This window comes from Pseudomonas zanjanensis (genome assembly GCF_014268745.2).
In the GTDB taxonomy this organism is placed as follows: Bacteria; Pseudomonadota; Gammaproteobacteria; order Pseudomonadales; family Pseudomonadaceae; genus Aquipseudomonas; species Aquipseudomonas zanjanensis.
On record NZ_JABWRB020000006.1, the window covers coordinates 67,336 to 92,430 of the forward strand.

At 60.5% G+C, this 25,095-nt stretch carries 21 protein-coding genes, 3 tRNA genes and 1 pseudogene; 4 read left to right on the forward strand and 21 right to left on the reverse strand.

Going from position 1 to position 25,095, the window contains the following annotated elements:
- Positions 1 to 26 precede the first annotated feature (26 nt).
- Together cra and HU715_RS25100 are read left to right on the forward strand one after the other, a co-directional pair.
- Positions 27 to 1,022, forward strand: coding sequence for a catabolite repressor/activator (gene cra / locus HU715_RS25095; protein ID WP_186705996.1), 996 nt, complete (start codon positions 27 to 29; stop codon positions 1,020 to 1,022).
- 20 nt (positions 1,023 to 1,042) lie between these two features.
- Positions 1,043 to 1,819 (forward strand): TatD family hydrolase, encoded by a 777-nt coding sequence (locus HU715_RS25100; RefSeq protein WP_186705995.1) that lies wholly within the window; start codon positions 1,043 to 1,045, stop codon positions 1,817 to 1,819.
- Between the two features lie 116 nt (positions 1,820 to 1,935).
- On the opposite strand, the gene HU715_RS27730 is transcribed toward HU715_RS25100, so the two are convergent.
- From HU715_RS27730 to HU715_RS25120, 5 genes and pseudogenes are all read right to left on the reverse strand, one after another.
- Positions 1,936 to 2,649 carry a methyl-accepting chemotaxis protein gene (locus HU715_RS27730; protein ID WP_437182518.1) on the reverse strand — a complete coding sequence of 238 codons (714 nt, stop codon included), beginning with the start codon at positions 2,647 to 2,649 and terminating at the stop codon, positions 1,936 to 1,938.
- A gap of 144 nt (positions 2,650 to 2,793) precedes the next feature.
- Positions 2,794 to 3,933: pseudogene (locus tag HU715_RS27735) on the reverse strand (HAMP domain-containing protein); the annotation flags it as partial.
- 335 nt (positions 3,934 to 4,268) lie between these two features.
- On the reverse strand, positions 4,269 to 5,105 hold the full coding sequence (ampE, locus tag HU715_RS25110; protein WP_186705993.1) for a regulatory signaling modulator protein AmpE: 837 nt from the start codon (positions 5,103 to 5,105) through the stop codon (positions 4,269 to 4,271).
- Entirely contained in the window at positions 5,102 to 5,662 is a 561-nt protein-coding gene (ampD, locus tag HU715_RS25115; protein ID WP_186705992.1) for a 1,6-anhydro-N-acetylmuramyl-L-alanine amidase AmpD, read from the reverse strand. Before ampD ends, ampE begins: the two co-directional genes overlap by 4 nt.
- 64 nt (positions 5,663 to 5,726) lie before the next feature.
- Positions 5,727 to 7,940 carry a DUF1631 domain-containing protein gene (locus HU715_RS25120; RefSeq protein WP_186705991.1) on the reverse strand — a complete coding sequence of 738 codons (2,214 nt, stop codon included), beginning with the start codon at positions 7,938 to 7,940 and terminating at the stop codon, positions 5,727 to 5,729.
- A gap of 225 nt (positions 7,941 to 8,165) precedes the next feature.
- Here HU715_RS25120 and nadC point away from each other — a divergent pair, with 225 nt between their 5' ends.
- Complete coding sequence (nadC, locus tag HU715_RS25125) at positions 8,166 to 9,014, forward strand: carboxylating nicotinate-nucleotide diphosphorylase (protein WP_186705990.1); 849 nt, start codon at positions 8,166 to 8,168, stop codon at positions 9,012 to 9,014.
- Between the two features lie 152 nt (positions 9,015 to 9,166).
- Here nadC and HU715_RS25130 read toward each other — a convergent pair whose 3' ends face one another.
- Positions 9,167 to 9,472: a DUF6388 family protein gene (locus HU715_RS25130; RefSeq protein ID WP_186705989.1), complete on the reverse strand. Its 306-nt coding sequence runs from the start codon at positions 9,470 to 9,472 to the stop codon at positions 9,167 to 9,169.
- Between the two features lie 304 nt (positions 9,473 to 9,776).
- Here HU715_RS25130 and HU715_RS25135 point away from each other — a divergent pair, with 304 nt between their 5' ends.
- Positions 9,777 to 10,325 (forward strand): hypothetical protein, encoded by a 549-nt coding sequence (locus tag HU715_RS25135; RefSeq protein ID WP_186705988.1) that lies wholly within the window; start codon positions 9,777 to 9,779, stop codon positions 10,323 to 10,325.
- A gap of 10 nt (positions 10,326 to 10,335) precedes the next feature.
- Here the strand turns inward: HU715_RS25135 and HU715_RS25140 are convergent.
- The 15 genes from HU715_RS25140 to ftsH all read right to left on the reverse strand — a co-directional run bounded on the left by HU715_RS25140 (position 10,336) and on the right by ftsH (position 25,038).
- Positions 10,336 to 10,411, reverse strand: a tRNA-Thr gene (locus HU715_RS25140).
- Positions 10,412 to 10,536: 125 nt separating this feature from the next.
- Positions 10,537 to 12,642: a polyribonucleotide nucleotidyltransferase gene (gene pnp / locus HU715_RS25145; RefSeq protein WP_030139794.1), complete on the reverse strand. Its 2,106-nt coding sequence runs from the start codon at positions 12,640 to 12,642 to the stop codon at positions 10,537 to 10,539.
- Between the two features lie 195 nt (positions 12,643 to 12,837).
- The gene (gene rpsO / locus HU715_RS25150; RefSeq protein WP_011332409.1) at positions 12,838 to 13,107 is read right to left on the reverse strand and encodes a 30S ribosomal protein S15; all 270 of its coding nucleotides are present in this window, start codon (positions 13,105 to 13,107) and stop codon (positions 12,838 to 12,840) included.
- 142 nt (positions 13,108 to 13,249) lie between these two features.
- Complete coding sequence (gene truB, locus HU715_RS25155) at positions 13,250 to 14,167, reverse strand: tRNA pseudouridine(55) synthase TruB (protein WP_186705987.1); 918 nt, start codon at positions 14,165 to 14,167, stop codon at positions 13,250 to 13,252.
- A gap of 3 nt (positions 14,168 to 14,170) precedes the next feature.
- Positions 14,171 to 14,572 (reverse strand): 30S ribosome-binding factor RbfA, encoded by a 402-nt coding sequence (gene rbfA, locus HU715_RS25160; RefSeq protein ID WP_053118363.1) that lies wholly within the window; start codon positions 14,570 to 14,572, stop codon positions 14,171 to 14,173.
- Between the two features lie 160 nt (positions 14,573 to 14,732).
- On the reverse strand, positions 14,733 to 17,252 hold the full coding sequence (infB, locus tag HU715_RS25165) for a translation initiation factor IF-2 (protein WP_186705986.1): 2,520 nt from the start codon (positions 17,250 to 17,252) through the stop codon (positions 14,733 to 14,735).
- Positions 17,253 to 17,279: 27 nt separating this feature from the next.
- Positions 17,280 to 18,761 (reverse strand): transcription termination factor NusA, encoded by a 1,482-nt coding sequence (gene nusA, locus HU715_RS25170; protein ID WP_003177868.1) that lies wholly within the window; start codon positions 18,759 to 18,761, stop codon positions 17,280 to 17,282.
- 59 nt (positions 18,762 to 18,820) lie between these two features.
- Positions 18,821 to 19,279, reverse strand: a complete 459-nt coding sequence (rimP, locus tag HU715_RS25175) for a ribosome maturation factor RimP (RefSeq protein ID WP_053118762.1) — start codon at positions 19,277 to 19,279, stop codon at positions 18,821 to 18,823.
- 140 nt (positions 19,280 to 19,419) lie between these two features.
- Positions 19,420 to 19,496 (reverse strand) — tRNA-Met (locus HU715_RS25180).
- A 97-nt stretch (positions 19,497 to 19,593) separates the two neighbouring features.
- A tRNA-Leu gene (locus HU715_RS25185) sits at positions 19,594 to 19,679 on the reverse strand.
- A 21-nt stretch (positions 19,680 to 19,700) separates the two neighbouring features.
- On the reverse strand, positions 19,701 to 20,084 hold the full coding sequence (gene secG / locus HU715_RS25190; protein ID WP_025211789.1) for a preprotein translocase subunit SecG: 384 nt from the start codon (positions 20,082 to 20,084) through the stop codon (positions 19,701 to 19,703).
- 4 nt (positions 20,085 to 20,088) lie between these two features.
- A complete protein-coding gene (tpiA, locus tag HU715_RS25195) occupies positions 20,089 to 20,844 on the reverse strand; it encodes a triose-phosphate isomerase (protein ID WP_186705985.1) in 756 nt (251 codons plus the stop codon).
- A 66-nt stretch (positions 20,845 to 20,910) separates the two neighbouring features.
- Entirely contained in the window at positions 20,911 to 22,248 is a 1,338-nt protein-coding gene (glmM, locus tag HU715_RS25200) for a phosphoglucosamine mutase (protein WP_186705984.1), read from the reverse strand.
- Positions 22,249 to 22,264: 16 nt separating this feature from the next.
- The gene (folP, locus tag HU715_RS25205) at positions 22,265 to 23,116 is read right to left on the reverse strand and encodes a dihydropteroate synthase (RefSeq protein WP_186705983.1); all 852 of its coding nucleotides are present in this window, start codon (positions 23,114 to 23,116) and stop codon (positions 22,265 to 22,267) included.
- Between the two features lie 8 nt (positions 23,117 to 23,124).
- Complete coding sequence (gene ftsH, locus HU715_RS25210) at positions 23,125 to 25,038, reverse strand: ATP-dependent zinc metalloprotease FtsH (protein ID WP_053118351.1); 1,914 nt, start codon at positions 25,036 to 25,038, stop codon at positions 23,125 to 23,127.
- Positions 25,039 to 25,095: the final 57 nt, after the last annotated feature.

A 25,095-nucleotide genomic window follows, 5' to 3' on the forward strand; every position in this document is an offset into this window, starting at 1 on the left:
AACTCGAAAAAACAAGGAAAACCGGGTTGAAACTCAGTGATATTGCCCAACTGGCCGGTGTGTCCGTGACCACCGCCAGTTATGTGATCAACGGCAAGGCCGAACAGCAACGCATCAGCAGCGCCACCGTCGAACGGGTGCGGGCGGTGGTCGAGGAACACGGCTTCACGCCCAACCCCCAGGCCGCCGGACTGCGCAGCCGGCACACCCGTACCCTGGGCTTCATCCTGCCAGACCTGGAGAACCCCAGTTACGCCCGCATCGCCAAGTTGCTGGAACAAGGCGCACGGGCGCGGGGCTATCAGTTGCTGATCGCCAGTTCCGACGATGCACCTGAGAGTGAACGGCAACTGCTGCAATTGTTCCGTGCCCGGCGCTGCGATGCGTTGATCGTCGCCAGTTGCCTGCCGGCCGGCGACGACAGCTACCAGCAGTTGCAGGCCAAGGGCATTCCGATCATCGCCATCGACCGGGTGATGGAACCGGCGCATTTCTGCTCAGTGATCAGCGACGACCGCCAGGCCAGCCTGCACCTGACCCGCAGCCTGCTGGAGACCTACCCTCGGCAAATCGCCTTGATCAGCGCCCGTCCCGAGCTGAGCATCAGCCAGGAACGGGCCGCGGGCTTTCGCGAAGCCTTGGCCGGGTTCGAGGGCCAGGTGTTGATCGAACACGGCGAGTCGTTCAGCCGTGAGTGCGGCCGCCAGTTGATGGAGGAAATGCTCGCGCGCCTGGGGCATCTGCCGGATGCGTTGATCACGACGTCCTACGTGCTGCTGCAAGGGGTGTTCGACGCCCTGCACGATTTCCCGCTCAAGGCGCGTCCGCTGCGCCTGGGCACGTTCGGTGACACGCAGTTGCTGGATTTCCTGCCGCTGCCGGTCAATGCCATGTCCCAGCAACATCAATTGATCGCCGACAAGGCCCTGGAACTGGCCCTGGCGGCCATCGAAAACGATGATTACCAGCCAGGCGTGCAGGCCATCGCGCGGACGTTCAAGCAGCGGATCCACCAGGGCTGACGTTTCTTCAGGATTGATGCATGGAGTTGATCGACACCCACACCCACCTGGACTTTCCAGACTTTGACGCGGATCGCCCGGCCCTGCTGGCCGAAAGCCGCGCCTTGGGCGTGCGGCAAATGGTGGTACTGGGCGTGTACCGGGACAATTGGCAGCGGGTCTGGGAGCTGGTGCAAGGCGACCCGGACCTGCATGCCGCCTTGGGCCTGCACCCGGTGTACCTCGATCAGCACCAACCCGACGACGTGTCGCTGTTGCGCGAATGGCTGGGTCGCCTGGCCGGGCACCGGCAATTGTGTGCCGTGGGGGAAATCGGCCTGGATTACTACATCCCCACCCTGGACCGCGAACGCCAGCAGGCGCTGTTCGAAGCACAGTTGCAACTGGCCGTGGAGTTCGAACTGCCGGCGCTGATCCACGTGCGCCGCAGCCATGCCGACGTGATCGCGACCCTCAAGCGGATGGGCCCTTCACGCGCGGGCATCATCCACGCCTTCGCCGGCAGTTTTGAAGAGGCCCGCGAATACCTCAAGCTCGGCTTCAAACTCGGCCTCGGCGGCGCCGCGACCTGGCCCCAGGCCCTGCGCATGCACCGGGTGCTGGCGAAACTGCCGCTGGAGGCGGTGGTGCTGGAAACCGACTCCCCGGACATGGCTCCGGCGATGTTTCCTGGCCAACGCAACAGCCCGGCGCATTTGCCGGCGATTTGCGAGGCATTGGCGGGGATCATGGGGGTCAGCCCGGAGCGACTGGCCGAGGCCAGCACAGCCAATGCCCGCAAACTGTTCAACTGGTGATTCCTCCTGTGGGAGCGGGCTTGCTCGCGAAAGCGGAGTGTCAGATAACCTGTTTGTCGATTGATACACCGCTTTCGCGAGCAAGCCCGCTCCCACATTGGATCGGCGACCGATAGCTATACCCGAAACGCATTGATCAACTGCTTGAGCTGCACCACCTGGGCGGACAACGCACGGCTGGCGTCTTCGGTCTGGTGAGCGCCTTCGGCGGTGCGTTCGCCGGCGCGGTTGATCTCGACGATGTTCTGGTCGATGTCATGGGCCACGGCCGTCTGCTGTTCCACAGCGGCGGCGATCTGCTGGTTCTGGTCGACGATCATGCCGACCGCACCGAGGATATTTTCCAAGGCCTGCTGGACCTTTTCCGACTGGCCGACGGTGCCGCTGGCCATCTCGTGGCTAGTGCCCATCGCCTTGACGGCGGCACCGACACCGCCGTGCAGGCGGGTGATCATCGCTTCGATTTCTTCGGTCGATTGCTGGGTCCGCTTGGCCAGGGTCCGGACTTCATCGGCCACCACCGCAAAACCACGCCCCTGCTCACCGGCTCGGGCGGCTTCGATGGCGGCATTGAGGGCCAGCAGGTTGGTCTGTTCGGCGATGCTCTTGATCACATCCAGCACGCGGCTGATGGCCTGGCTGTCGGTCGCCAGTTGATTGATCACCTGCACCGACTGGTCAATCTCGCTGGCCAAGCGGGCGATGCTGCCCTGCTGGGACTCCACCAGCCCGCGCCCGCTGAGGGTTTCGTCGTTCACGCTGTGGGCGCTGCTCACCGCGGCGGCGGCACTGCGGGCCACTTCCTGGGCCGTGGCCGACATCTGGTTCATCGCCGTGGCCACCAGTTCGATCTGGCTGCGCTGGCCAGCGACAGCCTGGTTGCTCCGGGCCGATACCGTTTCCACCTGCCCGGCCTGGCGTTCGACTTCCGCGACGGTGCGACCGACCTGTTCGATCAGGTCGTGGATCTTCGCCACCGTACCGTTGAACACTTCACCCAATTCGCCCAGTTCATCCTGGCTGCGGGCGACGAAATTGACCGTCATGTCCCCCGCCGCCACCTTATCCATCATCTGGCCCAGGTGTTGGAGGGTGGTGCGGGTCGACGCGTAGAAGCCGGCGTACAGGTAGAAAATCAACAGGAACACCGCCATCAGCGCCACGGCTTGCAGCACCATATGGCTGCGATTCTGCTCCAGGCGCTGTTGCAACTGCACACCGAGAAAATCCTGGGTCGCTTCATTCAATTGATAGGTCTGCGCCATCAAGCCGCTGACCTGATCAAAGAATGCCGGCCACGGCGCATCGAGGGTGTCGGCCATCACCACCTGCTCCTCGATCAGTTCCGAGGCTTTTTTCAGGGTGCCTTTGCTGCCGTCGGCCTGGGTGGCAAGGGCTTGTCCAGCCGCTTTGCTGGAACCGAGGGCGTCCTGCAGTTTCAAGTCGTACTCACCCTGGAGCTTTTCGATCTGCCCCAGCAACTCATCGAAGCGGGTGCTCGACGCCGAATTGAGAAACCCCAGCCCCAACGAGGACGCACCCAGCGCCCGGCCTTCGCCGAGGATCTGGGTGACCTTGGGGGTGGTGCCGATGATCAGTTCGCTGAGCTGGCGGATGTCGCTCTGGTTGTCGCGGCTCAGCCCCGCCTGGCTGGCGATGATCTGGCTGAACATCTGGGCGCTGTTGAGCAATTTGCCGATCAACGCACTTTTGCTCTGCAGGGAGCTTTCAGTTTGCTGGGCCTTGAAAGCGCCAATCATCTCGTCACGCTTGGCCTCGAAGGCACTGACCTGCTCGGGCTCGATGGCCATGGCGGTCATGCCTTGCAGACGCGTGAGGACCTGTTGTTCCAGGCTACCGATCTTCGCCTCCACATCACCGGCCTTGCCGGACTGGCCCAGGCTGGCATTGATCTGCACCAGGTTGTTGAGGGTTTCCAGGTCCCGGCGCAGGGCCAGGCTGCTGCCCAGCAGGTCGAGGCTTTGCAGCTCCACCTGGGTGCCCTGGAATTCCCGATAGGAATCACGCACCAGAAAGAAGTTGGTCACCAGCATGGGCAGCAGGAACAGCACGCTGATCAGGCTGAACTTCATGCCGAAGCTCAGGCGGTTCATCAGCGCGACGGCGGGCCAGAGCAAACTCTTCACTAGGAAGTCTCCCGGTAGTGTTCTTATTGTTATGAGCGCGCGCACGGAGACAGCAGAAAGCCACTATTCGGGCGCTGTCCCTGTATAGCCTAAATCGGCGGGGAGATTTGTAACTTAAGGTTAACGAGAGAGATTGGCCACGGCAGCACTGTGGCGAGGGAGCTTGCTCCCGCTGGCCCGCGAAGCTGGCCCCCGGGTTCCTTCAGGAAGATCGCTTTGTCCGGGTTTGCGGCTGCTGCGCAGCCGAGCGGGAGCAAGCTCCCTCGCCACAAAAAGCGCTTATATACAACCTTGTACGTTGATCAGGCCAACACCGTCCACAACGCAAACCCGGCATACCAGAGCACCGCCGCACGCAGCAGCAATTCCCATAGGCGATCCAGGCTGTTGATGCCGTCCGGCCCGGCGACGGGCTTGGGGATCTCGCCAGCCACCAGGCCAACCTTGTCGATGAGGTCGGCGGCGCTGATGTTCCAGTTCAACAGTTCATGCAACATGACCCGGCTGACCGCAACAAAATTGCCCACCAGGGCGAAGCTCGCCGCCAGCAACCGCACCGGCACCCAATCGAAGGCATGGCGCATTTGCGCGGCCCGCTCGGCGACGCCGGGGTTCTGGCTGTGCTCGGCAGCCAGCGCCAGCAATCGATAGCTCAAGGCCGCGACCGGGCCCAACACGAAGTACCAGAAAATCACCGCGAAAAAGCTCTGGTAGGCCTGCCACAACAAATGGCCCTGGACTCGCTCCAGTAACTGCTCACCGTCATCGGCTTCAATGTCCAGGTCGCGCTTGGCCACATGAGCCGCCGCTTGCAGGTCTTCCCGCCGCCAGGCGTCGCGAAACGGCCCAAGAGCAGCCAGCAAATCACCGCGCCCCAGGCTATAAATCACCACCAGCAAGTGCACCGGCAGCGCCAGCAAACCGTAGGCCACTGGCTCCAGCACCCACAAAAGCAACGCCAGCAGGGCCACGGGCAGCAGGACCATCGCCGTCAACACCAGCCAAGGCCGGTTGACCCACCGTGGGCTCGCCTCGAGTTTGTTCAGCTCGCGCAGCCAACCGCCGTCGCGCTGGACCCGCAGGCGCAAGGCCGAGAACTTCTCGATCCAGACGGCCAGCAGCAACACCAGAAAACTCATTGTCCTTCCCCTTCTGTCAGGGCCGCGCGATAGCGCGCCCAGTCGAATGCCGGTCCCGGATCGGTCTTGCGCCCTGGAGCGATGTCGCTGTGCCCGCAGATACGCTGCACGGTGATCGCCCTGAACGCCGCTTGCAACTGCCGGGTCAGGTCCACCAATGCGACATATTGCGCGTCGGTGAATGGCAGATCATCCGTGCCCTCCAGCTCGATGCCCAGGGAAAAATCGTTACAGGCCTCACGCCCCTCGAAGCACGAGACGCCCGCATGCCACGCGCGATCCAGACAAGAGACAAACTGGGTCACGCTGCCGTCACGTTCGATCAGGAAATGTGCGGAGACGCGCAAGTCGGCGATACCGGCAAAGTAGGGATGTTCCGTGACATCCAGACGATTCTGGAAGAATTCCTGCACCTTGCCCGTGGCGAATTGTGCCGGTGGCAGGCTGATGTTGTGGATCACCAGCAGGGAGATTTCGCCTTCCGGGCGCGCATTGAAGTTGGGCGACGGGCAATGACGCACCCCCTCGCACCAACCGCTCGCGGAGTCCAACTGCATACAGGTTCCTTCGATGACGACGGTGAATGCCGTCAGTATGCCGTGATCGGGCCGGGCTGCGCGATCACTTGCCGCGATTGAGCTGGCGCAGATTGCCCAGCACCGACTCCAGCGCCCGGTCGAACAACAGGGTGTCGTCCAACAGCCGCGCCGCGCCCCGGCGGAACTCCAGGGCCAGGCTGGTGCGGCTGTGCTCCAGCACCTTGAGGCCAGTGCGATTGACGAAGACGTATTTGCCGGTGGCCTCGATGATCGCCGCCAGCTTGCAACGCAGGGAATTGTCCTCGTCCTCCTGGAACTCGACCCAGCTCCCCAGGTGCAGTTGGTCGACCTGCAGCAGGCCGACGTCATCCGCCGGCAAATGCACCGCCACGCTCTCCCCCGCCGACTTTTGCGGCGCACGCAAAACAATTCTTTCCGACACCTCGACCATGGCCGGCGAATCGAGCGACTGGACCTGTTCCGTTGCCTGGCCCACGCGTTCGAGCGCCTGCACATGGAGGACTTCCAGCTCACTGAAAAACTCGCTGGTGGCGAATGGGTCGAACGCCGAACGGCTGAGGCCTTCACGCAGGGCCTTGAGCAGTTCCGGCACCATCGCCAGCAGACGCAGGCCCGCATCGGGCTCGTCGTGAGGCTCGACGCTCCAGATCAATTGCTCCAGGGTCAGGACGTCAGCCTGCCACTCGGCGGAATACTTGCCGTGCTTGAAACAGGTCAGCAACAACACCTGGCTCCAGGCCTGCTGCACGAACTCCACCACCGCTTGTGGCAAGACTTTGCCCAGCATCACCTGGTTCAGCGCCCCTTCGACACGCTGGCGCGCCAGTTCGGCCTTGGCCCGCCCTTCTTCGGCGTCGCGGATACGCTGCTCAAGCAACTCGCTGCGGCGCCGTTCGTCACTGGTGAAGGCGAGGAAATCGGCGAGCAGTTCGGAGAAAATCGCCGGGTCATCGACGAAGTCATTCAGCAAGCGCTGCACGACCTGCTCGATGCGCAAGTACAGGCTGTCACGCTGATGATCGTCGCAATCGCCCCACCCCATGGCCGCGGCCGCGATTTCGTTGAGCAGTCGCCGGGCCGGATGGTTACCGCGGCTGAAAAAGCTCTTGTCCTGCACCGCGACCTTGAGCATCGGGATTTGCAGGCGACCGATCAGGGCCTTGAAGGAATCTGGCAGGTTATGGTCGTCGAGGATGAATTCGAACATCATCGAGATCAGGTTGATCACATCTTCATCCGCGCCGTCGACCACCCGGGACTTGCCACTCCTGACGCTGACCCGGGTCAGCAGTTGTTCGAGCTGGCTACGCAGGTCGAACTCGTCCTGCACGGCAGGCGCCGGCACGTATTGCTGCAAATGCGAGAGCAGCCGCAGCAGGTCACGGGTAGAAATTGGCTGGGGCGGCACACTGGGTTCCAGGGTCGGCGCCACGCTGCCGCGCACTTGCATCAATAGCTTCTGCAAGGCGGCGAACACTTCCTGCACGCTGTCGTCAACTTCGGCATCGCTGGGTTTGGCGGCGATTTCGGCGTTGGGCCTGGGGTTATCCTCGGGGCGATCCGAGACCCGACGCGCCGGCGTCACCTTGAGCTCCGGCAGGATCCCCGTGGCCGCAAGCAACTGGTTAGCCTCGGTATAAAGTTGGTCGCACTCGCTGAGCACATAACGCTCGAACAGTTTGAGCAGGATCAGCTTGACCTTGATGCCCACGCCCAGGTTGCGCCCGGCCTGCAAGAACTTTTCGCACAGCAGTGCCGGGCTCAGGGGATTGTGCTGATTGCCCAGCGGTCGAGCCAGCAGCACACCGAGCCGGGCCGTCAGTTGCTCCAGCGCCACGCCATCGCGCCTGAGCACCCGAGCGACCATGGCCTCGACCGCCAACTGCCGCTCCAGGTCGTCCTGGGAGCGCCGGGGTTGACCGTCCGACGCCAGGGTAGGCGCCAAGGTGGCGTGGGTCAGGTCGTACTGGGCCAGGTTGACGAAGGTCTCGAAGAACTGCTCGATGAATTCCCGCTCGATGCTTTTGCGCTTCAGGCGCAGGTCCCGCATGGCCTCGAAGTACAGGTTCTGCTCGACGTCATCGCGCGCCCGGTCGGCCATTTCGAACAAGGTGTCGTCAGCGTTATCGAACAGCCCCTGCAAGCCCAGGCGCAACTGCTGGGCGGCCTTGTCGCGAACCTGAAGCAGAATCACAGGCAGGCGGGCGAGCGGCGAGCGAGTCGCCTGATCGGTAGACACCTTGTGCAAAGGCACTACATTCCCGTCGTTGTGCATCCTGGCCTCCTGAAACGGTTCTTCGGCTCATGACGTCAAAGCTATGGCGTCAATCGAAAGGCGGATTATGGGTAAAAGAACCCCGCCGCACCAGCGGTACTCTGTGACGCAGCTCGAAATACGGCGCAACTAGTGACCGAGGAAATGAGGAAATGTTGCGAGGACGCGACCAAATGCAGGTTTCGACACCCTATAATCCAGGCCACTTTGTTTGTGGAGCCCGTTATGCCGAATCTACGCCTCGCCGACCTGACCGCCGAAATCGAAGCCAACGTGCGCCGCGCGTTGCTTGAAGACGTCGGCAGCGGCGACATCACCGCGCAACTGATCCCCGCCGAACGCCTGGCCAAGGCCACCATCATCACCCGCGATGCGGCGATCATCAGTGGCACGGCCTGGGTCGATGCCGTGTTCCGGCAGCTGGATCCGCGTGTCGCGGTGCATTGGCAAGTGCGCGATGGCGACCGGGTCAGCCCCGACCAGGTGCTGTTCCATCTGGAAGGCCCGGCCCGCTCGCTTTTGACCGGCGAACGCAGCGCGCTGAACTTCCTGCAGATGCTGTCGGGCGTCGCCACCCGGGCCCGCTACCTGGCCGACTTTGTCGCCGGCACCCAAGTGAAGTTGCTGGACACTCGCAAGACCCTGCCCGGGCTGCGCCTGGCCCAGAAATACGCAGTCACCTGCGGCGGCTGCCATAACCACCGCATCGGCCTGTACGATGCCTTCCTGATCAAGGAAAACCACATCGCCGCTTGCGGCGGGATCGCCCAGGCCATCGCCGCCGCCCATAAGATCGCACCGGGCAAACCGGTGGAAGTCGAAGTGGAAAGCCTGGCGGAATTGAAAGAAGCGCTGACGGCCGGTGCCGACATCATCATGCTCGACGAACTGAGCCTGGACGACATGCGCGAAGCCGTACGCCTCAATGGCGGCAAGGCGAAACTGGAGGCCAGCGGCGGCATCAACGAAAGCACGTTGCGCCCGATAGCCGAGACCGGGGTGGACTACATCTCGATCGGGGCGATGACCAAGGATGTGAAGGCGGTGGATCTGTCGATGCGACTGAGCCTCTGACAGGCTGACGCCGGGCAATCAGAAACGAAGATAGTCCGTGGCGAGGGAGCTTGCTCCCGCTGGGCCGCGAAGCGGCCCCCTCTTTTTGGGGCTGCTGCGCAACCCAGCGGGAGCAAGCTCCCTCGCCACAGTGTCGCTCTTACCGCGTGTTCTCAGACCACCAGATTATTCATCTCGCAGTATTCATCCCATTCCACACCCAACACCTCGGCCGCTTCCTTGTGCAATGCAAGGCGCTGCACCTCGAACTCTTCAGGCGTGCAGGTGTACTTGAGCGTCAACTCCCAGGGTTGCAGCCCCTGGGCTTCGGCCTCGTCCTCGAATGCCCATTGGATCTGGTCTTTCTGATCGTCGGCGGACAAGTCCTTGATCTCTTCCAGCAACTGGGGCGCATCCAGCACATATTTCTTCAGTGCTTCTTCGTGCCTGGCTTCCTGGGACAATGCTTTAACAGTCATGGCGTTCTCGTTGATCTGGGGAATGGAAGATGGATCTGGATCATCAAGGATCTCTCTGACGCAGGAAGCCGTTAGAAGCCCGGTTCACCTGGCCTTCAGAACCATTCGTGGATCATCTGAAAACTGCTGGGCGGTGCTCATGCAGGCAGTGAATATAGGATGTTTTGCCAACGATTTACACGGCTCTTTACATCTATCCCACAAAAAACCATGTGCATACGAAGCTAAGGGGACTAGGGAACATCTGTCAGAACAACCAGTCATAGCAATGTGCCATTCCGGCATCTCACAAGGAACCCCAGTGATGCGCAGCTTTTCGAAACGTTCGTCGACCCGTCTTGCTACCGCGACCTTGCTGCTCGGCAGCCTGACCTTGGCCGGCGTTGCCCAAGCGGCGGTTGAAGTCTCCTCCGATGGTCCCTCTGACCACGACGCCATTCCTGCACTTCATTACAACCAATTCGATAAGTACGTACTCGTAAAGACCAATGTCAGCGCCAGCGCCTTGGAAAACCTGCCAAAAGCCGTAAAGAACAATGCCGACGAACTGGAAAACCAGAAACGCACCCTCAGCGACCAGGCACGCCAGATCGAAGAACTCAAGCGCAACAGCGGGTCCAGCTCCACCTCCAGCAGCAAGGAGATCGACGAGCTCAAGCGCACCATCAAGGAACAGGAAAGCGATCTGAAGGATCTTGGCAAGCAGGTGGAAGAACTCAAGCGCAATAGCGGCTCCAGTTCGAGTTCGAGCAACAGCGAGATTTCGTCTCTGAAACGGGAACTCAGCGATCAGGACAACGAGATGGACCAGCTCAAGCGCACGGTCGAGGAGCTGAGCAGGAAGGTGAAATAACGAGGGGAGATGGTGCCCGAGACAGGAATCGAACCTGCGACCTTCGCGTTACGAGTGCGCTGCTCTACCGGCTGAGCTACACGGGCGGTGGCTAAAACTAGCACCGTCCCCTGTGGCCAGGCAACCCGCGACACAGGGATTTACTCCAGACAGCAAAACGCCCCGAACCAGTCGGGGCGTTTGCTTGTTCAGCGGCTAAGCGAGGGGGTGATTAAACGCCCGATGCCTTGGCTGCCGCGACGTCCTTGATGGACAGCTTGATACGGCCGCGGTTGTCCACGTCCAGTACCAGCACTTCCACTTCCTGGCCTTCCTTCAGGATGTCGGTCACTTTCTCGACGCGAGCATCGCTCAGCATGGAGATGTGAACCAGACCGTCCTTGCCCGGCAGGATGTTGACGAACGCGCCGAAGTCGACGATGCGTTCAACCTTGCCGACGTAGATCTTGCCGATCTCGGCTTCCGCGGTGATGCCCAGGACGCGCTGGCGTGCTGCTTCTGCCGCTTCCTTGGTTTCGCCGAAGATCTTGATCGAACCGTCGTCTTCGATGTCGATCGAAGCCTTGGTTTCTTCGCAGATCGCACGGATGGTCGCGCCGCCTTTACCGATGACATCACGGATCTTGTCGGTGTCGATTTTCATCGCAATCATGGTCGGAGCATTTTCCGACAGCTCGGTACGGGACTGACCGATGATCTGGTTCATCTGACCGAGGATATTCAGGCGCGCTTCCAGGGCTTGGCCCAGGGCGATTTCCATGATTTCTTCGGTGATGCCCTTGATCTTGATGTCCATCTGCAGTGCGGTGACGCCTTTGGCGGTACCGGCCACCTTGAAGTCCATGTCGCCCAGGTGGTCTTCGTCACCCAGGATGTCGGTCAGGACGGCGAACTTCTCGCCTTCTTTAACCAGACCCATGGCGATACCCGCAACCGGTGCCTTCATCGGCACACCAGCGTCCATCAGGGCCAGGGAAGCGCCGCAGACCGAAGCCATCGAGCTCGAACCGTTGGACTCGGTGATTTCCGACACCACGCGAATGGTGTACGGGAACACGTCAGCGGCTGGCAGCATGGCCTGGACCGAACGACGGGCCAGACGGCCGTGACCGATTTCGCGACGACCGGCGCCACCCATGCGACCACACTCGCCCACCGAGAACGGAGGGAAGTTGTAGTGCAGCATGAACGGGTCTTTCTTTTCGCCTTCCAGGGTGTCCAGCAGTTGCGCGTCACGGGCGGTGCCCAGTGTTGCAACGACCAGCGCCTGGGTCTCGCCACGGGTGAACAGGGCCGAACCGTGGGTCTTTGGCAGGACGCCGACTTCGATGTTCAGCGGACGAACGGTGCGGGTGTCGCGACCGTCGATACGCGGCTTGCCGTTTACGATGTTTTCGCGAACGGTGCGGTATTCGATTTCACCGAAAGCAGCCTTGACGTCGCTGGCCGATGGCTGGCCTTCTTCGCCGGAGAACTTGGCAACGACCTGGTCTTTCAGCTCGCCCAGGCGTGCGTAGCGGTCGGCCTTGATGGTGATGGTGTAGGCCTGGGAGATCGCGTCGCCGAACTCGGCACGGATCGCGCCCAGCAGCTCGGTGGCTTCTGGCTGTGGTGCCCAGGTCCAGGTTGGCTTGGCGGCTTCTGCGGCCAGTTCCTTGACGGCGTTGATCACCACCTGGAACTCGTCGTGGGCGAACAGCACGGCGCCCAGCATCTGGTCTTCGGTCAGTTCCTTGGCTTCGGATTCAACCATCAGCACGGCTTCGGAAGTACCGGCCACGACCATGTCCAGGCTCGACGCCTTCAACTGCTCGTAAGTCGGGTTCAGCAGGTAGCCGGTGCTTTCGTGGAACGCAACGCGGGCAGCGCCGATCGGGCCATCGAAAGGAATACCGGAGATAGCCAGGGCAGCCGAGGTACCGATCATCGCAGCGATGTCCGGATCGGTTTTCTTGCTGGTGGACACGACGGTGCAGACAACCTGCACTTCGTTCATGAAACCTTCTGGAAACAGCGGACGGATCGGACGGTCGATCAGTCGGGAAGTCAGGGTTTCCTTCTCGGAAGGACGGCCTTCGCGCTTGAAGAAACCGCCAGGGATCTTACCGGCAGCGTAAGTCTTTTCCTGGTAGTGAACAGACAGAGGGAAGAAGCCCTTGCCTGGATCGGCTTGCTTGGCACCGACAACGGTCACCAATACGCTGACGTCGTCGTCAACGGTGACCAGCACTGCGCCGGAGGCCTGACGGGCGATACGGCCAGTCTCGAGGGTAACGGTCGACTGACCGAACTGGAATTTTTTGATTACCGGGTTCACGGTGTCCTACCTTCTTTGTGGCTCTTGGGGAACTTGTCTTCTTGCGAAATTCTTGGGCAATGACGGGAATCGGCCCGACGCCTGTCCAGGGTAAAACGTGTATCCAGATAAAACTTGAGGCTGGGAGCCTGCCATGCGCCAGCGGGAAACCCCACTGACGTACGACAGACCACCAACCTCTAGCGCAATCGCTGATTAGCGACGCAGACCCAGGCGAGCGATCAGAGCGCTGTAACGGCTCACGTCCTTGCCTTTCAGGTAGTCCAGCAGCTTGCGACGCTGGTTTACCATGCGGATCAGACCACGACGGGAGTGGTGATCTTTACCGTTGGCCTTGAAGTGACCTTGCAGTTTGTTGATGTTGGCGGTCAGCAGTGCAACTTGCACTTCTGGCGAACCAGTGTCACCAACAGCTTGCTGGTAGTCAGCTACGATTTGAGCTTTTTCTTGAACGTCGAGAGCCATGAGGCAATCCTTTTAGTCAGGAAACTGTTCCGAGGAACAGCTTCAACAGGCCAGGGACAAATCCCTGTATCTATAAATGAGTAGTGACCGTGCCTGTTAACAGCCACACTCGCCAACCCGCTGTTACGCAGGCTGGTTCCGGTCATTCCGACCGAATCAGCCGACGCGGCGCAATGCGCCCGTCTTCGCTCACTTCACCGATACCGATGAAGCGACCGTTATGATCCTGTACCCGGACCATGCCGAACTTCGGCGCATCCGGGGCGCGTACCGGCTGGCCGTTGAGCCAGTAGAACGCGCTGTGTTCCGAGAACTGCAAGAGCGGCCAATCCAGCAGGCCGCTGTCCGATGGCATCAGGAAACGGTCGACCGCTTCGTTGCCGCCTTCGGCATGCACCGCTTCAAGCTCTTCCAGCGTGACCGTCTGGGCCAACGTGAAAGGCCCGGCCTGGGTCCGTCGCAATTCTGCCACGTACGCGCCACAGCCGAGCTGCTCGCCAATATCCTCCACCAGGGTGCGGATATAGGTGCCCTTGCTGCAATCCACGGCCAGCCGCGCAGTATTACCGTCAAAGGCCAGCAATTCCAAGCGCGCAATAGTAACAGAACGCGGTTCACGCTCCACTACTTCGCCTGCACGAGCCAGTTTATACAGCGGCTGGCCATCACGCTTCAGAGCCGAGTACATCGGCGGTATCTGACTGATTTGCCCGCGAAATTTCGGCAACACCGCTTCGACATCCGTCTGACCAACGGTCACCGGGCGCTCCAGCAAAACTTCACCCTCGGCGTCCGCCGTGGTAGTCGTCTTGCCCAGTTGCGCCAGGGTTTCGTAACCCTTGTCGGAATCGAGCAGGTACTGGGAGAACTTGGTCGCCTCGCCAAAGCACAGTGGCAGCACGCCAGTGGCCAGCGGATCGAGGCTACCGGTGTGCCCGGCCTTTTCAGCATTGAGCAACCAGCGAACCTTCTGCAACGCCGCGTTGGAGGTGAACCCCAGCGGCTTGTCGAGCAGGATGATACCGCTGACATTACGACGGATACGTTTGACCTGAGCCACCGATTACTCCTTGGTGTCTTCAGGTTCAGCCGCAACCGGGTGCTGGCTGTCTTCCGCCACGGCGCGCTCGATCAGTGCCGACAGATGCGCACCCCGGGCGACGCTTTCGTCGTAATGGAAGTGCAACTGCGGGACGCTGCGCAGCTTCATCTCCCGAGCCAACTGCATACGCAGGAAGCCGGCGGCCGAGTTGAGCACCTTGATGCTCTGGGCGATTTCTTCGGCGCTGTCCTGGCCCATCACGGTGATGAAAATCTTGGCGTGACCGACGTCACGGCTGACTTCCACTGCGGTGATGGTGACCAGGCCGACGCGCGGGTCTTTGACTTCGCGACGGATCAGTTGGGCCAGCTCGCGCTGCATCTGATCGCCGATTCGTTGGGTACGGCTGTATTCTTTTGCCATGTCTTGTTACCTGTTACTGCCCCACGGTGAAACCCGTGAGGTCTGAAAGCGGCAAACGCCCGGCCTGGCAAAAAGCCAGACCGGGCGTTGCGTTTAGAGTCCGCCAGCCAGGCAGCGCATGTTCATGCGGCTGCCCGGCGCGGCTCTTGAAGTGCGCGAGTTAGAGGCTGCGAGCAACCTGGACCTTCTCGAAGACTTCGATCTTGTCGCCAACCTTGACGTCGTTGTAGCTCTTGACGCCAATACCGCATTCCATGCCGGCACGCACTTCGGAAGCGTCATCCTTGAAGCGACGCAGGGATTCCAGCTCGCCTTCGAAGATCACGATGTCTTCACGCAGTACACGGATCGGACGGTTACGGTGAACGACACCTTCGATCACCATGCAACCGGCGATGGCACCGAATTTCGGCGAACGGAACACGTCGCGAACTTCGGCCACGCCCAGGATGTTCTCCCGGACGTCGCTGCCCAGCATACCGGTCAACGCTTTCTTGACGTCTTCGATGATGTCGTAGATCACGTTGTAGTAACGCATATCCAGGCCTTCCTGCTCGACGATCTTGCGAGCGCCGGCATCGGCACGCACGTTGAAGCCGAACAGTACAGCGTTGGAAGCCAGTGCCAGGTTGGCATCGGACTCGGTGATACCACCGACGCCGCCACCGACCACACGCACTTGCACTTCGTCGTTACCCAGGCCATTCAAGGCGCCGTTCAACGCTTCCAGGGAACCACGGACGTCGGATTTGAGGACGATGTTGAGCGTCTTCTTCTCTTCCTGGCCCATGTTCTCGAAGATGTTTTCCAGCTTGCCAGCGTGAGCACGAGCCAGTTTGACTTCGCGGAACTTGCCTTGACGGAACAGAGCCACTTCACGGGCTTTCTTCTCGTCAGCCACAACGCTCATCTCGTCGCCAGCATCCGGGGTACCGTCCAGGCCGAGGATCTCGACCGGGATAGCCGGACCGGCTTCCTTGATAGGCTTGCCGTTCTCGTCGAGCATGGCGCGCACGCGGCCATAGTTCGAGCCGACCAGCACCATGTCGCCTTGACGCAGCGTACCGTCCTGGACCAGGACCGTTGCAACCGGGCCACGGCCCTTGTCGAGGCGCGATTCAACCACAACACCACGGCCAGGTGCCGAAGGCGTAGCGGTCAGTTCGAGAACCTCGGCTTGCAACAGAACGGCTTCGAGCAGTTCGTCAACACCAGTACCCATCTTCGCCGAGACCGGAACGAATGGAGTGTCGCCACCCCACTCTTCGGAGGTCACGCCGTGGACCGACAGTTCGCTGCGGATGCGATCGAGATCGGCGCCCGGCTTGTCGATCTTGTTCACCGCAACCACCAGCGGCACGCCAGCAGCCTTGGCATGCTGAACGGCTTCGATGGTTTGTGGCATCACGCCGTCGTCCGCTGCAACCACCAGGATCACGATGTCGGTCGCCTTGGCACCACGGGCACGCATCGCGGTAAACGCGGCGTGACCCGGGGTGTCGAGGAACGTCACCATGCCGCGGTCGGTTTCAACGTGGTACGCACCGATGTGCTGGGTAATACCACCCGCTTCACCGGCCGCCACCTTGGCGCGACGAATGTAGTCGAGCAGGGACGTTTTACCGTGGTCGACGTGGCCCATGACGGTCACGACCGGAGCACGGGAAACCGCCTCGCCTTCGAACTTCAGGGACTCGGCCAGGGAATCTTCCAGGGCGGTGTCGCTGACCAGGGTCACTTTGTGGCCCAGCTCTTCAGCAACCAGTTGGGCAGTTTCCTGGTCCAGTACCTGGTTGATGGTGGCTGGCGTACCCAGCTTGAACATGAACTTGATGATTTCAGCAGCCTTGACCGACATCTGCTGGGCGAGATCGCCCACAGTGATGGTCTCGCCGATCTTCACTTCACGCACGACAGGACCGGTAGGGCTCTGGAAGCCGTGGGCGTTGCGTTTCTTCAGCTTGGCCTTGCCGCGACCGCCACGACGGAAGCCGTCGCTTTCTTCGTCGGTGGTACGTGGCGCAACACGAGGGGCTGGCGCCTTTTCCTTGACCGAAGCACGATGAGGCGCGTTCTTGCGCTCACCATCGCCGCTGCCACGACGGTTGTCGTCGGCACGTGGCTTGTCCGGACGACGCTGTTCGTCGCGCTTGCGAGTGTCGGCTGGAGCCGGGGCAGCAGCCACGACTGGCGCCGCTTCGCGCACAGGTTCGGCGGCCGGGGCAACAGCCTCGACGGCTTCTACCGGGGCGGTCTGCGCAGCAGCAGGCTGGCGGCGCGCTTCTTCTTCGGCGCGACGCTTGGCTTCTTCTTCAGCCTTCTGACGAGCAGCATTTTCTACTGCGCGACGTTCTTCCTGTTCGCGTTTGCGCTCGGCTTCGATTTCTTCCGGGCTGCGCTGTACGAAGACTTTCTTCTTGCGTACTTCAACGCTGATGCTTTTGCTACCGGCAACACGCAGGGTGCTGGTGGTTTTACGCTGCAGAGTGATCTTGCGCGGTTCTTCCACTTTTGCCTTGTGACTGCTCTTCAAGTGAGTCAGCAGGGACTGCTTTTCACTGTCGGTCACATGTTCCTCGGCGGCGGTGTGCGGCAGACCTGCCTCACGCATCTGCTGCAACAGGCGCTCTACCGGTGTTTTGACCTCATCGGCCAGTTGTTTCACCGTGACTTGCGTCATGCACTTCTCTCCTCAGGCCGCGCCTAATTACTCGAACCAGTGGGCTCGGGCGGCCATGATCAACTTGCCGGCACGATCATCGTCAATGCCGTCGATGTCGAGCAGATCGTCAATAGACTGCTCGGCCAGGTCTTCGCGGGTAATTACGCCGCGCACCGCCAGTTCCATCGCCAAATCCTTGTCCATGCCCTCAAGCGAGAGCAGGTCTTCGGCCGGATGGGCGTCTGCCAGCTTTTCCTCAGTAGCGATGGCTTTGGTCAACAAACGATCCTTGGCCCGAGCGCGAAGCTCGTTGACGATTTCCTCGTCAAAGCCGTCGATGTTGAGCATTTCCTCCACCGGTACGTAGGCAATCTCTTCCAGGCTGGTAAAGCCTTCATCCACCAGCACCTGCGCCAGCTCTTCATCGACTTCAAGCTCTTCGATGAAGTTGCGCAGGATGTCGCCGGTTTCAGCTTGCTGCTTAGCCTGGATGTCCGATTCGGTCATCACGTTCAGGGTCCAGCCAGTCAATTGGCTGGCCAGACGCACGTTCTGACCACCGCGACCGATGGCCTGAGCCAGATTGTCTGCGCCAACGGCGATGTCCATGGCGTGGGCATCTTCGTCGACGATAATTGCCGCCACTTCAGCAGGCGACATGGCGTTGATCACGAACTGAGCCGGGTTGTCGTCCCACAGGACGATGTCCACGCGCTCGCCGCCCAACTCGCCGGATACGGCCTGGACACGCGAACCACGCATGCCGATGCAGGCACCTTGTGGGTCGATACGCTTGTCCTTGGAGCGGACCGCGATCTTGGCGCGCGAACCCGGATCACGGGAAGCGGCCATGACTTCGATCAGGCCTTCAGCAATTTCCGGCACTTCGATGCGGAACAACTCGATCAGCATTTCCGGCGCTGTACGCGACAGGATCAGCTGCGGGCCCCGGTTCTCGGTGCGGATTTCCTTGAGCAGCGCACGCAAACGCACGCCAACCCGGAAAGTTTCGCGAGAAATGATGTCTTCGCGAGCCAGCAACGCTTCGGCGTTGTTGCCCAGGTCGACGATCACATTGTCGCGGGTGACTTTTTTCACGGTGCCGGAGATGATTTCCCCCAGGCGCTCGCGATAAGCGTCGACGACTTGCGCGCGCTCGGCTTCGCGAACCTTTTGCACAATGACTTGCTTGGCAGTCTGTGCAGCGATGCGACCGAATTCGATGGACTCGATTTTTTCTTCGACGACATCACCGACCTTGGCGCCCGGGTGCGTTTCCGCAACCTTGCTCGGCCAGGTTTCGATAGCTGGATCGTCCAGGTCGGCTTCTTCGACGACCGTCCAGCGACGGAAAGTCTCGTAGGCACCGGTGTGGCGATTGATCTCCACACGCAAATCAACTTCGTCTTCGAACCGCTTCTTGGTAGCAGTGGCCAGAGCCAGCTCCAGCGCTTCAAAAATAACGTTAGCCGGTACGCCCTTTTCATTGGATACCGACTCAACAACCAGCAGTACTTCTTTGCTCATCGTACGCCTCGCCTTTCGCAAGCCATTGGATCCGCGGGATCCGCAGTATCTGGCACGTATCAGTCAAAACTGGGAATAATGTTGGCCTTGTCGATCATATCGATCGGCAACAGGAACTCATGGTCATCTACCTGCACCACGACGTCCTGCTCTTCTACACCGCGCAGAAGGCCTTGGAAGTTGCGTCGACCTTCGAAAGGCGAGCGCAGCTTGATCTTCACTTGTTCACCGGCAAACAAAGCGAACTGTTCAAGTGTGAACAGGGGGCGCTCCATGCCAGGCGAGGAAACTTCAAGGGTGTATTCGGAGGTGATTGGATCTTCAACATCCAGTACACCGCTGATCTGACGGCTGACGATGGCGCAATCGTCCACCAACACGCCGCCTTCCTTATCGATATAAACGCGCAACAGTGAGTGGCGACCTTGAGCCGAAAACTCAATACCCCAGCATTCATAGCCAAGGGCCACGACCACCGGGGCCAACAAGGCCTGCAACTGTTCTAGCTTGCTCGACACCTGAACCCCCTCGTGCATGTTTGTGCATGCTGTGCAAATAAAAAAAAATGGGCGAATCGCCCATCCCTGAAACGCCGTCGAATAGCGGCGTTATAAAGTGTCCAGCTAACAAAAAGCCCCTTGGAAGGGGCCCCTGAAACTGGTTGCGGGAGCCGGATTTGAACCGACGACCTTCGGGTTATGAGCCCGACGAGCTACCAGACTGCTCCATCCCGCGACAAAGCTGGGGCGGAAGTATACGACCGATCCCTTACAGGGTCAATGTAACCCTTCCACCTACAAGAAAGCCCGCAATCGCGGGCTCTCCTGATAATTGGTACCGAGAAGGGGACTCGAACCCCTACACCCTATGGGCACAACCACCTCAAGGTTGCGTGTCTACCAATTCCACCACCTCGGCAATACAGCGTTTGAAACCTTCTTACTTCTGCTCTTGAGCTGGAGGCACGTCAGTCGCCGGGTTGGCCGACTTTTGCTCTTGAAGCACCGGGACATCATCAGAAGCCGGTTGTTGCTTTGGCGCTTCCAATACCGCTGGGTTTGGCAGACCTACTTGAGTCAGCTCGTGAGCTTTCTCTTTAGCAAAGTAACCTAACCCTAAGCTGGTTATGAAGAAACCGGCGGCAAGTATAGCAGTAAACTTACTGAGAAAGGTAGAGGAACCTTGGCTTCCGAACACAGTATTTGAAGCACCTGCACCGAAAGACGCACCAGCATCCGCACCTTTACCCTGCTGCAGCAATACGAGAGCAACTACGCCCAGTGCACCCAGCAGATGAAAAACGACTACGACTGTTTCCAGCATTTTTTCAGTTTCCCGCGGCGCGACAGATCGCACCGAACTCATCTGCATTCAGGGACGCTCCACCAATGAGCCCCCCATCGATATCCGGCATGCCGAACAGTTCGACCGCATTGGCCGCCTTCACGCTGCCGCCGTATAGAAGCCGCACACCTCGTGCCACTTCAGAATTCTCTGCCGCCAACTGCGCGCGGATGGCTGCGTGCACATCCTGCGCCTGTTGCGGCGAAGCAGTCAGCCCAGTGCCGATGGCCCAGACTGGCTCGTAAGCAATGATCGCCTTTGCAAAAGCACCGACACCCAGCTCCTCGATGATGCTGCCCAGCTGACGCTCGACAACCTCAAGGGTCTTGCCGGCCTCACGCTGCTCGCGGGTTTCCCCTATGCACAACACCGGAGTCAGACCACAGGCCTGGGCCGCAGCAAATTTGCGGATCAAGGTCTTGTCCTGCTCACCCATGATCTGGCGACGCTCGGAGTGCCCGACCAGGACCAGGGAACAACCTGCATCCACCAATTGACTCGGTGCAATCTCACCGGTCAACGCACCTTGCATGGCTTCCATCGCAGAGTTCTGCGCGCCGACCGAAATCGACTTGCCCTTCAAGCCATCAATCACTTGATTGATATACAAGCAAGGCGGGAAAACCGCGACATCAACACCGCTTGGCAAGGCCAGATGACGAAGGCCATTGATCAGCTCAGCGACGCTGGCGCGGGTACCGTGCATCTTCCAGTTACCAGCTACCATAGGGCGACGCATGCTGTACCTCGTCGGTCAAAGTGGGCGCAGATGTTACCCAACGGATTCATGACTGGCAAGCCGAATTCAGGCAGAAACTTCAGTAACCAGTTTTGCCAGCTCTTCGGCATAACCGCGAACTTGCGCTTCATCCTCGCCTTCGACCATGACACGCACCAACGGCTCTGTGCCGGACTTGCGCAACAACACGCGTCCACGCCCCGCCATCGCTTGCGTTACACGCTCGCTGGCCTGCTTGACCTTCGCATGCTCGAGAGGGTTTACACCGCCACCGAAACGTACATTGATCAACACTTGCGGGCATTTGCGCAACGCCTGGCGCGATTGTGCGAGCCCCTCGTTGCGCGCCTTGAGTGCCATCAGCACCTGCAAGGCCGCGATGATCGCATCACCGGTGGTGGTGTGGTCGAAGCACACGATGTGGCCGGAGTTCTCGCCCCCGATCACCCAGTTGCGCTCCAGCAACTCCGAGATCACGTAGCGGTCGCCCACATTGGCCCGCACGAACGGGATATCCAAGTCCGCCAGGGCCAGTTCCAGCCCAAGGTTACTCATCAACGTGCCGACCACGCCGCCCTGCAGCTTGCCACGCCCATGCAGGTCGCGAGCAATGATGAACAGCAGCTCGTCACCATCGACAACCGTGCCGGTGTGATCAACCATCAGGACCCGATCACCGTCACCATCGAAGGCGATGCCCAGATCAGCCTGCTCGGCTAGCACCGCAGCCTGCAACGCCTCGGTATGGGTGGAACCACAGTTGTGGTTGATGTTCAGGCCATTGGGCTGGGCGGACAGCACCACCACTTCGGCGCCCAGTTCGCGAAAGACGCTCGGCGCGACCTTATAGGTTGCCCCGTGGGCGCAATCGACAACGATTTTCAGGCCAGAAAAACTGGTGCCGGTCGGCACACTGCCTTTGCAGAACTCGATGTAGCGACCCGACGCATCGTTGATCCGCGACACCTTGCCGATCTTGCTCGACTCGACCACCGTCATCGGGGTGTCCAGCAGCTCTTCGATCATCAGCTCAATATCATCCGGCAGCTTGGTACCCTGGCCGGAGAAGAACTTGATGCCGTTGTCATCATGGGGGTTGTGCGAGGCACTGATCACGATGCCTGCCTGGCCTTGGAACGTACGGGTCAGGTAGGCGATGGCTGGCGTCGGCATCGGGCCGAGCAGCATCACATCGGCGCCCGCCGATGTCAGGCCGGCTTCGAGGGCTGATTCGAACATGTAGCCGGAAATTCGCGTGTCCTTGCCCACCAACACCTTGCAGGCGCCCATCTTGCGGAACGCCATGCCGGCCGCCCAGCCGAGCTTGAGCATGAAATCAGGGGTAATGGGGTATTCGCCGACCCGACCACGAATACCGTCGGTGCCAAAATATTTCTTGCTCATAAGTGCTCCGTCATTCTTATTCGGCTGAATCCACAGCTGCGATCATCCGCACGACATCCATCGTTTCGGCCACATCGTGCACGCGCAATATGCGTGCACCTTTACCAAGGGCCAAGGCCGCCAGGGCGAGACCGCCATACAGGCGCTCGCCCACCGGGCGACCCAAGGCATTGCCTATCATGCTCTTTCGCGAGACCCCGACCAACAGGGGCCGCCCCAGGGCATGCAAGGCTTCCATATGTTTAAACAGGCTCAGGTTGTGCGCCAGTGTCTTGGCAAAGCCGAACCCGGGATCAAGAATGATCCGCTCGGCAGGGATGCCCACGGCAGCACACTGGCCCAGACGCGCCACGAGGAACTCACCCACTTCCCGGGTGACGTCATCATAGTGCGGGTCGTTCTGCATGGTCCCCGGTTCGCCGAGCATATGCATCAGGCACACCGGCAACCCCGTGTCCGCCGCAGCATCCAGGGCACCATCGCGCTGCAAGGATCGAACATCATTGATCAGGCCCGCCCCCAGCCGTGCAGTTTCGCGCATGACCGCAGGCGTGGATGTATCGACCGAGATAATGACATCGAGCTCGCGATGGATGCGCTCGACAATCGGCGCCACCCGCTCCAATTCCTCGGTAGGCGAGACCGCCCGCGCGCCCGGCCGAGTCGATTCGCCCCCCACATCGATCAGCGTTGCGCCGGCGGCCACCATGGCCTCGGCATGCCGCAGTGCAGCATCGAGCTGGCTGAATCGACCACCATCGGAAAAGGAATCAGGGGTGACATTGAGAATGCCCATGACATGTGCATGGGCCAAATCAAGAACCCGGTTGCCGCAAGGCAACCGGGTCGAGGACTGAACAGAAGTCATTTCAAGCCTTAGACATCAGCGGCCGGGCCGCCAATCGGTGTTTCCGGACGCTCACCCTGTACCGCCGGTGGCGTGCCGGAAGTACCGGTACCGCCGCCCGACCAGTCACGCGGTTCACGAGGCTCGCGCCCCGCCATGATGTCGTCGATCTGCTCGGCATCGATGGTTTCATACTTCATCAGGGCATCGGCCATGGCATCGAGCTTGTCACGGTTGTCCGTGAGAATCTGCCGGGCAGTGCCATAACACTGGTCGATGATGCTGCGCACTTCGGAGTCGATCAGCTTGGCCGTCTCGCCGGAGAAGCTTGCATGCTGGCCACCGCCACCACGACCGAGGAACACCTCGCCCTCTTCCTCGGCGTACATCAGCGGCCCCAACTTCTCGGACAGGCCCCACTTGGTGACCATGTTCCGGGCGATCTGGCTGGCGCGCATGATGTCGTTGGACGCCCCCGTGGTCACACCGTCGAAGCCCAGCGTCATCTCTTCAGCGATACGACCGCCGTACAGCGAACAGATCTGGCTGATCAATGCGCGCTTGGACAGGCTGTAGCGATCCTCTTCCGGCAGGAACATGGTCACGCCCAGGGCACGACCGCGCGGGATGATCGAGACTTTGTAGACCGGATCATGCTCGGGCACGACACGACCGACGATCGCGTGGCCCGCCTCGTGATACGCGGTGTTCTGCTTTTCTTTCTCCGACATGACCATGGATTTGCGCTCCGCGCCCATCATGATCTTGTCCTTGGCCAGCTCGAACTCCTTCATTTCCACGACGCGCTTGCCAGTGCGAGCAGCAAAGAGCGACGCTTCGTTGACCAGGTTCGCCAGGTCAGCACCGGAGAAGCCCGGCGTACCACGCGCGATGACGGCCGGAGCAACGTCGTCACCCATTGGCACCTTGCGCATATGGACCTTGAGGATCTGCTCGCGACCACGAATGTCCGGCAACCCCACCACGACCTGGCGGTCGAAACGACCTGGACGCAGCAGCGCAGGGTCAAGTACGTCAGGACGGTTGGTGGCGGCAATCACAATGATGCCGTCGTTCATTTCAAAACCGTCCATCTCGACCAGCAACTGGTTGAGGGTCTGTTCACGCTCGTCGTGACCGCCACCCATGCCGGCGCCACGATGGCGACCGACGGCGTCGATTTCGTCGATGAAGATAATGCAGGGTGCGTGCTTCTTGGCCTGTTCGAACATGTCCCGGACACGACTGGCGCCCACGCCGACGAACATTTCGACGAAGTCGGAACCGGAAATTGTGAAGAACGGCACCTTGGCTTCACCGGCAATCGCCTTGGCCAGCAAGGTTTTACCGGTACCGGGCGGGCCGACCATCAGCACGCCACGAGGAATACGACCGCCCAGGCGCTGGAACTTGCCCGGATCGCGCAGGAATTCAACCAGCTCGCCGACTTCTTCCTTGGCTTCGTCGCAACCTGCGACGTCGGCCAAGGTGGTTTTCACCTGGTCTTCGGACAGCAGCCGGGCCTTGCTCTTGCCAAAGCTCATCGGCCCGCCCTTGCCTCCACCGCCGCCCTGCATCTGGCGCATGAAGAACATGAACACGGCGATGATCACCAGGATCGGGAAGCTGGCGACCAGGAGCTGGGTCCAGATGCTTTGCTGCTCAGGCTGCTTGCCTTCGACCACGACATGGTTGTCCACCAGGTCACCGATCAAGCCATTGTCCTGGATTGCCGGACGAATGGTCTTGAAGCTGTCGCCATCGGTGCGCTTGCCGGTAATCACATAGCCATCAACGGCTACACGCTCGACCTTGCCATCCTTGACCTGCTGGATGAAGTCGGAATAGTTGAGGGTCTGCGGCTCGTTAGGACTGGAGAAGTTGTTCATCACGGTCACCAGGACAGCGGCGATGATCAACCACAGGATCAGATTCTTTGCCATATCGTTCAATTAACTACCCTCTGAAGCAAGCTCCGCTACTGGCGCGCGCTTCGCATG

What these genes read in the sequence shown, in the direction of transcription:
- HU715_RS25100 (WP_186705995.1), top strand. Translation starts at nt 1,043, where the DNA reads ATGGAGTTGATCGACACCCACACCCACCTGGACTTTCCAGACTTTGAC.
- HU715_RS27730 (WP_437182518.1), bottom strand. Translation starts at nt 2,649, where the DNA reads ATGAACCAGATGTCGGCCACGGCCCAGGAAGTGGCCCGCAGTGCCGCC.
- ampE (WP_186705993.1), bottom strand. Translation starts at nt 5,105, where the DNA reads ATGAGTTTTCTGGTGTTGCTGCTGGCCGTCTGGATCGAGAAGTTCTCG.
- ampD (WP_186705992.1), bottom strand. Translation starts at nt 5,662, where the DNA reads ATGCAGTTGGACTCCGCGAGCGGTTGGTGCGAGGGGGTGCGTCATTGC.
- HU715_RS25120 (WP_186705991.1), bottom strand. Translation starts at nt 7,940, where the DNA reads ATGCACAACGACGGGAATGTAGTGCCTTTGCACAAGGTGTCTACCGAT.
- nadC (WP_186705990.1), top strand. Translation starts at nt 8,166, where the DNA reads ATGCCGAATCTACGCCTCGCCGACCTGACCGCCGAAATCGAAGCCAAC.
- HU715_RS25130 (WP_186705989.1), bottom strand. Translation starts at nt 9,472, where the DNA reads ATGACTGTTAAAGCATTGTCCCAGGAAGCCAGGCACGAAGAAGCACTG.
- HU715_RS25135 (WP_186705988.1), top strand. Translation starts at nt 9,777, where the DNA reads ATGCGCAGCTTTTCGAAACGTTCGTCGACCCGTCTTGCTACCGCGACC.
- rpsO (WP_011332409.1), bottom strand. Translation starts at nt 13,107, where the DNA reads ATGGCTCTCGACGTTCAAGAAAAAGCTCAAATCGTAGCTGACTACCAG.
- rbfA (WP_053118363.1), bottom strand. Translation starts at nt 14,572, where the DNA reads ATGGCAAAAGAATACAGCCGTACCCAACGAATCGGCGATCAGATGCAG.
- infB (WP_186705986.1), bottom strand. Translation starts at nt 17,252, where the DNA reads ATGACGCAAGTCACGGTGAAACAACTGGCCGATGAGGTCAAAACACCG.
- nusA (WP_003177868.1), bottom strand. Translation starts at nt 18,761, where the DNA reads ATGAGCAAAGAAGTACTGCTGGTTGTTGAGTCGGTATCCAATGAAAAG.
- secG (WP_025211789.1), bottom strand. Translation starts at nt 20,084, where the DNA reads ATGCTGGAAACAGTCGTAGTCGTTTTTCATCTGCTGGGTGCACTGGGC.
- tpiA (WP_186705985.1), bottom strand. Translation starts at nt 20,844, where the DNA reads ATGCGTCGCCCTATGGTAGCTGGTAACTGGAAGATGCACGGTACCCGC.
- glmM (WP_186705984.1), bottom strand. Translation starts at nt 22,248, where the DNA reads ATGAGCAAGAAATATTTTGGCACCGACGGTATTCGTGGTCGGGTCGGC.
- folP (WP_186705983.1), bottom strand. Translation starts at nt 23,116, where the DNA reads ATGACTTCTGTTCAGTCCTCGACCCGGTTGCCTTGCGGCAACCGGGTT.
- ftsH (WP_053118351.1), bottom strand. Translation starts at nt 25,038, where the DNA reads ATGGCAAAGAATCTGATCCTGTGGTTGATCATCGCCGCTGTCCTGGTG.